Here is a 13,195-nt window from a genome sequence, read left to right as displayed (position 1 = left end):
CAGATGTTAGTAAATCACCGAAGATTCCCAAACCCGAAATTGTGAAAAAAACCAAAATTTACACTAACTTTACATTCTTTTTTAAATAAAAGTCAGACAGAATTTATGTATTTAGTTTTTGACACAGAAACCACAGGTTTACCAAAAAATTTCAACGCACCGCTTTCAGATTCAGACAACTGGCCAAGAATGGTTCAGATTGCATGGCAGTTGCATGATGATAACGGGCAGTTAATTGAAAACCAGGATTATATAATTAAACCGGAAGGTTACGATATCCCATTTAATGCGGCAAGAATTCACGGAATTACCACAAAGATTGCCAATGAAGAAGGTCGTGATCTGCAGGAAATATTAGAGGAATTTTCAAAAGTTTTAGAAAGGGTACGGGTTGTTTCCGGACACAATGTAGAGTTTGATTACAACATTGTCGGGGCAGAATTTTTCAGAAAAAATATTCAGGATAATCTTCAGGAAAAGCCAAAAGCAGATACCATGATTCTGGGAACAGATTATTGTCAGCTTGGCGGTGGTAGAGGAGGTAGATATAAATCTCCGAAACTGGAAGAGTTATATGAAAAATTATACGGTCATAAATTTGATGAAGCGCACAACGCTGCAGCCGACGTGAATGCTACAGCTCAGGTTTTTTTCGAAATGATGCGTATCGGAATTATTCCGGCTGAGGTATTAAAAACTTCGGAAGATCAGTTAGCGTATTTTAAAACTTTACATCCGAATCCGATCAAACCTTTTGGAATCATTATCAGAAGGCAGGTTGCAGATTTCAACAACAAGAAAAAGCAGTCTGATGTCGGAAGTATTGACGATATCGATTTAGGAAGATATTTTAATTTTGATAACAAAAGTGTTTTCTCAACACTGACAGCGACTTCCAGCATTAATGATTTAATAAAAAAAGCAACAGACGAAAATTTTCCTGCGGTCGGTATGGTCGATTTGGGGAATATGATGGGCGCTTTTAAATTTGTTTCTGCTGTTGAATCTACCAATTCAGACCGATCAAAAAAACATAAAGAATTTTTAGCCAAAAAGCAGGAAGCTGAAGAGAACGGAACGGAGTTTAATGAAACGGAACCTGTTTCTGAACCTTTAATTCCTGTTGTAGGATGTGAATTTTATATTTCCGACCGTTACGAACAGAAGCAGTTTACCAAAGATGATCCCGACAGAAGAACGCAGGTGGTTTTGCTGGCAAAAGATTTTAATGGGTATAAAAATTTAGCTAAACTTTCCAGTATTGGTTTCCTGAAAGGATTTTATTTCGGTGTTCCAAGGATCAGCCGTGAAGTGATTGCTGAATATAAAGAAGGATTAATCGCTCTGACTTCCGGGATTAACGGAGATATTCCTGATGCTATTTTAAATACGGGAGAACAGAAAGGTGAGGAGCTTTTCAAGTGGTGGAAAGAAACTTTCGAAGATGATTTTTATGTTCAGATTCAGAATCACAAACTGCCTGAAGAAGAGCATTTGAATGATGTTTTATTGCATTTTGCGGATAAATATAACGTTAAAATTTTAGCACAAAATCAAACCTACTATACCAATAAAGACGACTCCAATATTCAGGATATTGTAAGCTGTATTAAAGACGGTGAAAAACTTACAACGCCAGTCGGAAAAGGTTTTGGGAAGCGAAGAGGATTGGCTGCGGGAGAATATTACATTAAAAATTCACACGAAATCAAGGAAGCTTTTCTGAATTACCCTGATGCATTTGACGCGTACGAAGAATTTACAGGAAAATTCAGTCCCTACACTTTAAAAAGAGATGTTCTCTTGCCTAAATTTGATATTCCTGAAGAATTCCTACATGCTGAAGATGATGTTGATGGCGGAAAGCGTGGGGAGATGGCTTATCTGACCTACTTAACCTACGAGGGCGCGAAAAAAAGATATACAGAAACAGGAATTACTGATGAGATAAAAGAAAGGCTGGACTTCGAACTTGAAGTAGTTGCCAACACAGGGTATCCCGGTTACTTTTTGATCGTGCAGGATTTCTGTAATGAAGCACGGAAAATGGGTGTTTGGGTTGGTCCGGGCCGTGGTTCTGCAGCAGGTTCTGTTGTGGCTTACTGCACCGGAATTACCAATGTGGATCCCATTAAATATGATTTGCTATTTGAGAGATTCCTGAATCCGGAAAGGATTTCCATGCCCGATATTGACATCGATTTTGATGATGAAGGACGTGATAAAATTATTAAGTGGGTTGTAGAAAAATACGGTAAAAATCAGGTTGCACAAATTATCACTTACTCCGTTTTGGGTGGGAAATCGGCAATTAAAGATGCGGGAAGAGTTTTAGATTTACCCATTCCTGATACCAATAATATTGCAAAATTAATTCCGCCAAGTCCGGGGATGAATATTGCAAAGGCCTTATCGAAATATGATAAGCTTAAACCTGAAGAGCAGCAGCTGGTTGACGAAATGAAGTATGTGCTCAATACACCTGATGATGCGCGTCACGGGGTTTTGGCAAGTGCAAAAAAAATGGAGGGTTGCATCCGAAATACAGGAATCCATGCTTGTGGAGTGATTATCACGCCGGAAGATGTGAGTAATCTGGTTCCGGTCACGATTGCTGCGAAAGATGCCGATATTTTGGTTTCTCAGTTCGATAACTCGGTTGCGGAAAGTGCAGGACTTTTGAAGATGGACTTTTTGGGTCTGCGGACGCTGACAATCATTAAAGATGCATTAAAATTAGTAAAGCAGAGATATAACGTTGATATTAATCCGGATGAAATTCCTCTGGATGATGCCAAAACTTATCAGCTGTTTAAAGAGGGTAGAACGGTAGGGATCTTCCAGTATGAAAGTCCTGGAATGCAGAAATATATGCGTGAGCTGAAACCGACGGTTTTTGCCGATTTGATTGCCATGAACGCTTTGTACAGACCTGGACCTATTAAATATATTCCAAATTTCATTAATAGAAAACACGGAATTGAAGAAATTATTTATGATTTACCCGAAACTGAAGAATACCTGAAGGAAACCTACGGAATTACCGTATATCAGGAGCAGGTAATGCTTCTGTCTCAGAAATTAGCCAATTTCACTAAAGGTGAAGCGGATACGTTGAGAAAAGCGATGGGTAAAAAGCAGATTGAAGTTCTGAATAAAATGTACCCTAAATTTATAGAAGGAGGCAAAAAAAATAATCTGGATGAAGGCCCATTGGAAAAAATATGGAATGACTGGAAAGCCTTTGCAGAGTACGCATTCAACAAATCTCACTCGACCTGTTATGCCCTAATCGCATACCAAACAGCTTATCTGAAAGCCAATTATCCTGCAGAATATATGGCGAGTGTAATGAGTAACAACATTAACAATACAGACTCTATAACGATGTTTATGGAGGATTGCAAAAGTATCGGCGTTGATGTTTTGGGACCGGATGTCAATGAATCTCATTATAAATTTTCGGTAAATGAAAAAGGCCAGATTCGTTTTGGTCTTGGTGCAATAAAAGGGATTGGTGAAGGACCAAGTGAAGGAATTACCAAGGAAAGAGCCAACGGAAGATTTAAAAATATCTATGATTTTTTTGAAAGAATTCTGCCGTCTCAAATGAATAAGCGAGTAGCGGAAAGTTTAGTTCTTGCCGGTGCCTTTGACGAATTCAGTATGTATCACAGAGGTCAGTATTTTGATATTGACATGGCGGGAAGAACCAATTTGGAGCGACTTATCAGATACGGACAGAGTTTTCAGGAAAGCAAAAATGAAATGGAAAATTCTCTGTTTGCAGATTTTGCCGACGAGGTTCAGATTGAACAGCCTAAATTGCTTCCATGTCCTGAATGGCCCAACATGCACAAATTGAATAAAGAAAAAGAAATCATAGGATTTTATCTTTCTGCGCATCCACTTGACGAATTTAAGTATCATTATCAGTTTATGCAGGGTCGACTTTCTAAAAAAGCAGTTTTAGAAAAAGAAGACGAGGTGAAAGTCGTTATTGATGAAGTTCCTATTTTGGAAACAGATGATAAAGATGAAGCAGTGGATATTACTGAAATCATTTCTGATGATATTGTCGCAGGAGAAGAGGAGATTATAGAAGAAGCAGCGAAAAAAGCCGAACCTAAAGGTAATTTTGGATTTTTAAATCTTGATGAGGTTGACGCTTACAAAGAGCAGGCTTTTGCTAATAAACCAGCAGAATTATTTGAAGAAAAAAAGAAAGACTGGAAAACACTGCAGAAAGAGAGAGAAAATGGCGGCAGTGGAAAAGAATATACTGTGGCAGGTTTGATTACCGAGTATGTTGTAAAAGATGGTTTTAAAAGTGGCGAAAAGGTTGCATTTTTAACTTTAGAAGATTATTCCGGTTCGTATTCTTTCAGGTTGGGAGATCGCGATTATATGCGTTTGAAAGAAAAACTTGAAGTACAGCGATTTGTGATTTTAAAAATCAAATATGCTCAGGTAAAAGATGGGAGAGTTTTTGTGAATGTCATAGACGTCATCGAACTTCAGGAAGCATTTGAAAAGTACGCAAAAAGTATTTCACTGGTTATGGATGTTATGGATTTCAGGAGAGAAGATTTAGAGTTTTTCAGAAATGTTCTTGATCACAATAAAGGAAATCAAAAATTTAAAATTTTCATTAAAAATTCTGAAGAGAATTCTGATATGGAACTCCAGTCGATGAGGTATTCTGTTGATCTGAATGGAGATTTAATTAAAGAAATTCAACTGCTTAATAAATATGAATTTTATCTTAATTAAATAAAGAAATATAACAATTTTAAAAGTGACTTTCGCGTCACTTTTTTTGTTTATAATGAGTATAAACTGCATGATCATCGTACTATTTTCTGATCAGGGAATTTTTGAAATTTAATATTAATTTGTTATTAATCAATTAATTATGGTTTTAAGTTCATTTAAGTTTGGTAAATAATTAAATGATTGTTTAATAAATGTTTAATATTTTAGCCGTTTTCATGCGATGTGCATAAAAAATTAAGAAAATTTTTGATTTGTATGTCAAATATTTAGTAATTTCACCCCCTAATTTTAATTTTAACTAAGTATGAAAAAACTAAATTTATTCTTTCTACTGTTGATAAGTGTTTTTTCTTATCAATCGTATTTAGGACAAAATGTACCGGTAAGTACTTGCTCCACAAATGTGGACAATTTTTCTTATTCGGTGATGAGAAGCAGTACTACTGCCAATGACAAACAGCGGATGGCATTTATAATTCCTGCTTCTCAGCTTACAGGTCTAACTGGAGGTACTATCACCTCAACTTTTTTCAGAAGACCTACGGCTTCTGGAAGTTTAGGTGCGGGAACAACTTTTAAGATTTATCTTAAAAATACCTCAGCTGTTGATTTTGGTAGTGCAGCTATAGATTGGGCTACTGAAACGGGTACTGCTGTAATGGTGTACAACGCTGATCCTCAAGCTGCAGTTGGTAGTACGGCGGGTGATAAGAAATTTGAGCATTCTACAAATTTTGTTTATACAGCGGGAAGTAACATTGCTGTTTATACAGAGTATGTACAAACGGCTGCACAAGCAACTAATATTTACTGGCAGTATGAGTACAGTTCACCTTGTATAAATACTTCTAATAGTAATACTACTAAATACGTAAATACTACGAGTGCTTTTGGGGCTACACTTACAAGTACAAACTATAGAAGACCTGTTATTGGATTTGATGCTACTTTTCCTCCTGCTGTTGCAGCGCCGGCCTGTACAACAATGTCTTCACCAGCTTCTAATGCGACAGGTGTTTCTGTAAATCCAACATTTACATGGGCTCCTGTAACTGGTCAAAATGCGGCAACTAGTTATCTAATAAACTTAGGAACTACTCCTGGAGGTACCAATGTAATGAATGGTGTGGATGTGGGTAACGTTACAACTTATACTTTGCCTTCAGCAACTACATTGAATTTTAGTCAACAATATTATGTGACGATTATTCCTAAAAATTCCATAGGTAATGCTACAGGCTGTACAGAACGTTCTTTTACTACAGGTAACGTTGCGTGTCCTCCTGTGACTTCTCCAGCTTCTGCAGCTGTCGGTGTTTTAACGACGCCTACAATTACTTGGACTGCGTCGTCTGGTGCCACCGGTTATAAAATAACTATGGGAACTACCTCTGGAGGTTCTGATATTTTAAATAATGTAGATGTGGGTAATGTCACTACTTATACATTGGCAAATGCTCTTAATAATAGTACAATTTATTATTATACAGTGAATGCTTACAGTGGCACGAATAATAGTGCTTCATGTACTGTAAGAAGCTTTACTACAGTTTGTACGGCGGAAAATGCTCCAACAGCTACACAAGTGTTTTCTACATATTTACCTGCGTGCTGGACTGCAGCAAAAGGAACTGTAGCTGCATCATCAACCTTAACGTATGGTACAAGTAAGTGGGCTAGTGAAAGTGGATTTGCGAACACTGGTACTAACGCTGGAGTAAGAATTAATCTATATGATGCTAATCCTGGAGATTGGTTGATTTCTCAAGAGATCAATCTTGGATCTACACCAGGTCTTTACAGGGTTAAATATAAAATGGCTGTTACAAGCTATTTGGGAACTACAGCACAGACAACTTTAGGGTCACACTTAGTTAGATTGATTGTTTCTACGGATGGAGGTGCTACCTGGAGTAACACCAATGTTATTAAAACTTATACTGGAGCAGCGGCTTATTCAAGTACTGGTCAAACAGAAACTGTTAATCTTACAGCATATTCTGGTTCTGTTAAAGTCGCTTTTGTTGCAACTACGACTTCCACAACTCCTGATATTGATTTTCATATCGATGATTTTGTAGTAGAAGCTATACCTTCATGTGAAGCTCCAACTGCTATTACAAGCTCTTTGGTAACAACTTCTTCAGCAACGATCTCTTGGACTGCTCCAGCGACAGTTCCTGCGAATGGATATGAATATTATTATTCAACTTCTAATACTGCACCTACGGCTGCTACCGCTGCTTCAGGTACAAGTACTGCTGCTACGGCGCCTTTGTCGGGTTTAGCTTCAGCAACAACCTACTATGTATGGGTTCGTTCTGTATGTAGTACATCAAGCTCTAGTGTTTGGTCAACTTCAGGAACATTTACAACTCTTTGTAATGCTACTGGTGTACCTTATACATTAGATTTTACAAGTGTTACTACTCCTGCATTGCCAACATGTACAAGCGCTGTAAATAGTGGATCAGGAAATACTTGGGTTACTTATAGTCCAGGAGCAACTGGTTTTACAGGAAATGTTTTGAATTATACATTTAACAGTACAAATGCTGCAAATACCTGGTTCTTTACTCAAGGTATCAATCTTACAGCAGGAACTGCTTACAGAATTCAGTATAAATATGGTAATAATGGTGGTACAACGTATCCTGAGAAGTTGAAGGTGGCTTATGGTACATCTGCAACAAGTGCATCGATGACTAATCAATTAGTTGATAATGGTAATATAACAAACACTGCAGCAGCTACAGCATTTGCTGACTTTACTCCAGCTACAACTGGTGTTTACTACTTTGGTTTTCAAGCGTATTCTAATGCTGATATGAACAGGTTGTATGTTGATGATATCAATATTGACGTAGCTCCGTCTTGCTCTGAGCCTACAGCACTTGTAGTTTCAAATGTTACAACTACTGCAGCGAATTTAGCTTGGACTGCACCTGCAACAGCACCTGCCAATGGCTATGAAGTTTATTACAGTACTACGAGTACGGCTCCTATTGCTACAACAACACCAACATTAACTGTTACAACGACATCTACACCATTGTCACCACTTGCAACAGGTACTACTTATTATGTATGGGTAAGATCAAATTGTGGTGCTACCAAATCTGTATGGACTCCTGTAGTAAGCTTTACAACTCTTATCCCTGCTCCGGCAAATGATAATTGTTCTGCGCCAATTACAATTACTCCAGGTGCAACTTTTGCTCAAAATCCATTGACTGGAACTACAGTTGGTTCTACGAATACACCAGCGTTAACTGCTACTTGTTTAGCAACTCCTACAAATGTTGGAGGAAATGTTTGGTATACTGTTGTAGTACCTGCATCAGGAAGTTTGACAATCGAAACGGCTGCTGTTACTGGATCTCCTTTAACTGATACCGTGGTTTCCGTATTTGCTAGTTGCTCATCAACAACATCTATTGGTTGTGATGATGATAGTGGTACTGATGCTTTTTCTAAATTAACATTAACTGGACAAACTCCAGGAACTACTTTGTATATAAGTGTTTGGAAGTATTCTACTGCTACAGATGGTCAGTTCCAAATTTCTGCTTATGATGCAAGTTTAGCAACGTCAGAAACTGTTCAGGTTAAAAATGATCTTAAGATTTATCCAAACCCATTTGCTGATGTATTGAATATTTCAGATGTGAAAAATGTCAAGTCTGTAAGTATTGTAGATATAGCAGGAAGATTAGTGAAAACTATCGACAAACCGAGTTCAGCTCTTCAATTGAGAGATTTGAATTCAGGAATGTATATGGTTATTCTAAATATGAATGACGGTTCTAAACAAACCATCAAAGCTATTAAGAAATAAGATCTATTAAAATTTCTGTAAAGGAGAGGTAGTCATTGGACTGCCTCTCTTTTTTTTATGATAGCACATTTAACCTTTTTATTGTGATATTGGTAGATTGTGATTGACTTTATTAATATTTGTTTAAATAAACCGTTTTAATTTTGTTCATCCAAAAACTTTATTTAATTTTATTTATCAATTTCAAAAAAATAAATATTAAATGAAAAAAGCTTACTTTTTAGTGATTTTCCTGTCTGTAATTGGGATAAATGCACAAACCTACTGTACGCCAGATTACTTGAGTGGTTGTGGCGGAGGTGATCAGATCGATGATTTTACATTAGCCACGGCAGGATTTAGTCATCTTGATACAGGCTGTTCGGCCGGAAGCTATGGTGATTACTATGCGACTCAAACAATTACACTTTCGCCTACCATTACGTATCCATTTACAGTGACCCATGGTTACCAGGATCAATATGTAAAAGTGTGGGCAGATTTTAATAATAACGGAACTTTTGATGAAGCGACGGAATTATTGGGTTCAGGTTCAAGTGGTAGTACATTATTAACCAGTGGAACCGTGACTTTGCCTGCGTCGGCGACTGCCGGGACGTACAGGTTGAGGGTGGCGGATCGATGGAACACTGCGCCTATCCCTTGTGATGTAGACGGTTATGGTGAAGCCCACGATTACAAATTAATTGTGACAGCGCCTCCAACGTGTATTGCTCCTTCAGCAGTAACGACCTCTAATGTTACTGCGACGAGTGTGAGTGTTACATGGACAGCTCCTACGGCAGCTCCTGCTTCGGGCTACGACATATTTTACAGTAATACTGGGGTTGTGCCTACTGCCACGACAGTTCCAACTATGAATTCTGCGACTACTACTGCATCGATAGTTGGATTAACGCCGGGAAGCAATTATTGTGTGTGGGTAAGATCAAAATGTTCAGCTACGGATGCAAGTGTTTGGGTAAGTTCATGTTTTGTCACTGCATGTATAGCTGCAGATGTGCCATATTTTTTAAATTTTGAAAATGCCACAGTTCCGGCTGTGCCAAATTGTACCGCTGTTACCAATGCTGGGGCAGGTAATAACTGGGTTATTGCTAATGATCCCGGGAACGGATTTGTAAACAATACACTAACGTACAACTATAACTATCAGGAAGCGGCTAATTCATGGTTCTTTACTCAGGGAATTAATTTGGTTGCAGGTACAACTTACAGAATTAAATATAATTACGGTAACAACAGTGCTACTTACTCTGAAAAGATGAAAGTTACCTATGGTTCTGCCGCAACTCCTGCAGCGCAGACGAATATTCTACATGATTATACTAATATTATTGATGTTCTGACGCCGATGACAGATTTTTACACATTAACGCCTGCTACAAGTGGTGTATACTATTTTGGATTTAATGTTTACTCAGATGCCAACATGTATAATTTGTATGTTGATGACATACTTGTTGAGGTAAATCCTGCGTGTACAGAACCTATTGCTGTCACAGTTTCGAATATTACAACCAGTGGTGCTACTTTAGCATGGAATGGTCCTGCAGCAGCTCCTTCAGGTGGATATAATGTATATTTTACAACTACTAACACAGCACCAACTTCTACTTCGACGCCGAATTTAACCGTTACAGCGGCAACGACTCCTTTGGCAAACCTGGCTCCCTCAACAACTTATTATGTCTGGGTGAGATCAAATTGTGGTTCATCTCAATCTATTTGGGTTTCGGCAGCTGCCTTTACAACTTTAGCAACACCTCCGGTTAATGATAACTGTTCAACTCCAACTGTGTTAACTCCTGGAGCTACTTTTGCGCAAAATGCAGTAACAGGAACAAATGTGGGAGCAACGCTTACGTCTGACGCTACGGCTACTACCGCCTGTCAAACAACAAGATATAATGATGTTTGGTATTCTGTGGTGGTTCCTGCAAGTGGAAGTATTACCGTTGAAACTCAGCTTGCGACTGGTTCATCAGTTACCGATACGGTTTTAGGTGTTTATTCTGGAACATGTGGCTCGCTACAGGCTTTAGACTGTAATGACGACACTACAACAGATGCTTTCTCGAGGATAACCTTGACGGGGCAGACTCCAGGTGCAACGCTGCTAATTGGTGTGTGGAATTACTCAAGCAGCACGACAGGTGATTTCCAGATTGCAGCTTACGATGCGAGTTTATCAACTTCAGAAGTAGCACAGGTTAAGAATGACCTTAAAGTGTATCCGAATCCATTTACTGATGTATTGAATATTTCTGATGTGAAAAATGTAAAATCTATTTCTGTAGTAGATATTGCAGGTCGATTGGTTAAGACGTTTGATAAGCCTACATCAAATTTAAACTTACGTGAACTGAATTCAGGATTATATGTATTAATGCTAAATATGAACGACAGTTCTAAGCAGACAATTAAAATTATTAAAAAATAATTTCACATACTTTTGTGATTCAGATAATGACGGCTTTATAGCCGTCATTATTGTTTTCATAATGTGTTATTGTTGTAAAGTTAAAATCATAATTTAGTAAATTTTCATAAATTTGCATTCATAATGTTAAATGTGTTTGATTATGAAAAAGATTTTACTCTTATGCATGTTTTTATTAAATATGGCACTAAATGCCCAGATTACTTTGGGCTCAGGCAGTACGACGGTAGGAGTTGCACCGATCAGTACTTATTACGGATATTCGTATGTCCAGCAGATTTTCACAAAGAATGAAATAAATGCTGGTGTGGCGGGAAACATTACTGGATTGAAATTTTATCTAAATCCATCGTCAGCAATCACAAATTCTTCAAACTGGGTTATCTATCTTGGTACGACTGCAAAAGCGAATTTTGCATCCTCGTCAGATTGGATCCCTCTTTCTCAGCTTACGCAGGTTTTTTCAGGAAATGTTACCAGTGTAAACGGAGTGGTGACAGTCACATTTCCGGTGCCATTTGCTTACAGTAACGTGAATAATCTGGTTGTTGCGGCAAAAGAAAATTCAGCTGGGTATGATGAAAATAATTTTGACAATGCTTTTTATGCTTATGATTCAAATTCAAACTCAGTTCTGTATTACCAGGATGATAATATCAATCCAAATCCGTCTTTTCCACCGGCTGGTTCTTTAGGAGATGAAAAGTCTGTGATTACATTTACAGGTCTAAATCTCAGTTCTACTATTGCCTGTCCGGATGTTATTTATCCAGGAAATAATGCATCATTTATCCCTTTATCTCCAACCATCGAATGGAATTCTGTTTCAGGAGCAATAGGTTACAAAGTTACGGTTGGTACAACTCTCGGAGGATCAGATGTTGTCAATCAGCAGTCTGTTGCCACTAATAGTTTTTTAATTCCTGCAGCTTTATCGGCTGATACAGTTTATTATTTAAAAATCACTGCTGTCAATGCAGCTGGTGAATCTCAAGGTTGCTCAACAACCACTTTCAGGACGACGCCGGGACAGCCAGCGAATGATAACTGTGCAAACGCGGTCACTCTTACGGTTAATCCGAATGCTGTCTGTACTTCATTTTCACAAGGCTACACGTTGGGAGCAACGAACTCAGGTTTGGTGGCAGATCCATGTTTTGGAAACCCTGATGATGATGTCTGGTTTAAATTTGTAGCTACAGCAGGTTCTCATAAAATATCACTTAATAATATTGTTTCAATTGGTACAGCTGATAACGACGATATTTATTTTCAGGTATTCAGCGGAACATGTGGCAATCTGACAAGTATCTTATGTTCAGATCCTCCGTCATCATTGGTTTCAGGATTGACGGTAGGGCAGACTTATTATGTTAGAGTATTCAGCTACGATGGTGTAGGAAGTAATCAGAGTTTTAATATCTGTATCGGATCAATTCCGCCGCCACCAGCGAATGATGCCTGTTCAGGAGCTTTAGCGGTAACATCTTTTCCTTATGCTTACACTCAGTCTGACGCTTTGGGAGCTACCAATAATTCCGGTTTTTTAACAGCTTGCACTGATGGAATGAATGATGGAACATGGTTTAGTTTTACAGGAAATGGGGGTAATGTTGATGTAATTGTTACCACGCCTTCTGAAAGTTATTTTGATGCCCAAATCGGTGTCTTTACGGGAAGCTGTACTTCTCTGACTTGTGTAGATACTGAAGATTCCGGAGGAGACGGTGAAACTGAAATCCTTTCTGTACCTACTGTTGCCGGAACCACTTACTATGTCAATATCGGGCATTATGATAGTGTTGATAATGAGCTGGAAGATACTTTTACGGTAAATATCGTATCAGATTTTCTTGCGACGGCTGAGGTGTTGCAGGTAAAAAATAAGGTAAAAGTTTATCCAAATCCATTTACAGATTATATTGCTGTTTCAGATTACGAAAACGTGAAATCAGTTTCTGTCACTGATCTGTCCGGAAGAGTTTTAAAAATTATAGAAAATCCAACGTCCAATATTCAGCTGGATCAATTACAACCTGGAATGTATCTTTTAATCTTAAAAATGAAAGATGCTTCACAGCAGTCTTTAAAAGTTATAAAAAAGTAAACGAAATTACACGTAAAAAAAGGTGGATGTT

Annotated in this window: 4 protein-coding genes; all 4 read left to right on the top strand. The window is 38.0% G+C overall.

Features of this window, described 5'->3' with window-relative positions:
• Positions 1 to 105: 105 nt before the first annotated feature.
• The 4 genes from dnaE to OMO38_RS07875 all read left to right on the top strand — a co-directional run bounded on the left by dnaE (position 106) and on the right by OMO38_RS07875 (position 13,164).
• A complete protein-coding gene (dnaE, locus tag OMO38_RS07890; protein WP_264749655.1) occupies positions 106 to 4,773 on the top strand; it encodes a DNA polymerase III subunit alpha in 4,668 nt (1,555 codons plus the stop codon).
• Between the two features lie 307 nt (positions 4,774 to 5,080).
• Complete coding sequence (locus OMO38_RS07885; protein ID WP_264749654.1) at positions 5,081 to 8,614, top strand: fibronectin type III domain-containing protein; 3,534 nt, start codon at positions 5,081 to 5,083, stop codon at positions 8,612 to 8,614.
• Positions 8,615 to 8,816: 202 nt separating this feature from the next.
• A complete protein-coding gene (locus OMO38_RS07880; protein ID WP_264749653.1) occupies positions 8,817 to 11,057 on the top strand; it encodes a GEVED domain-containing protein in 2,241 nt (746 codons plus the stop codon).
• A 142-nt stretch (positions 11,058 to 11,199) separates the two neighbouring features.
• Entirely contained in the window at positions 11,200 to 13,164 is a 1,965-nt protein-coding gene (locus tag OMO38_RS07875) for a T9SS type A sorting domain-containing protein (protein WP_264749652.1), read from the top strand.
• Positions 13,165 to 13,195 lie beyond the last annotated feature (31 nt).

It is taken from the genome of Chryseobacterium kimseyorum, from assembly GCF_025971945.1.
GTDB lineage: Bacteria > Bacteroidota > Bacteroidia > Flavobacteriales > Weeksellaceae > Chryseobacterium > Chryseobacterium kimseyorum.
Note: the sequence above shows the minus strand (reverse complement) of the source record. Positions and strands in the feature narration are given on the sequence as shown.

Excerpts from the sequence above, each read along its gene's own strand:
- OMO38_RS07885 (WP_264749654.1), top strand. The coding sequence starts at position 5,081 with ATGAAAAAACTAAATTTATTCTTTCTACTGTTGATAAGTGTTTTTTCT.
- OMO38_RS07875 (WP_264749652.1), top strand. The coding sequence starts at position 11,200 with ATGAAAAAGATTTTACTCTTATGCATGTTTTTATTAAATATGGCACTA.
- OMO38_RS07880 (WP_264749653.1), top strand. The coding sequence starts at position 8,817 with ATGAAAAAAGCTTACTTTTTAGTGATTTTCCTGTCTGTAATTGGGATA.
- dnaE (WP_264749655.1), top strand. The coding sequence starts at position 106 with ATGTATTTAGTTTTTGACACAGAAACCACAGGTTTACCAAAAAATTTC.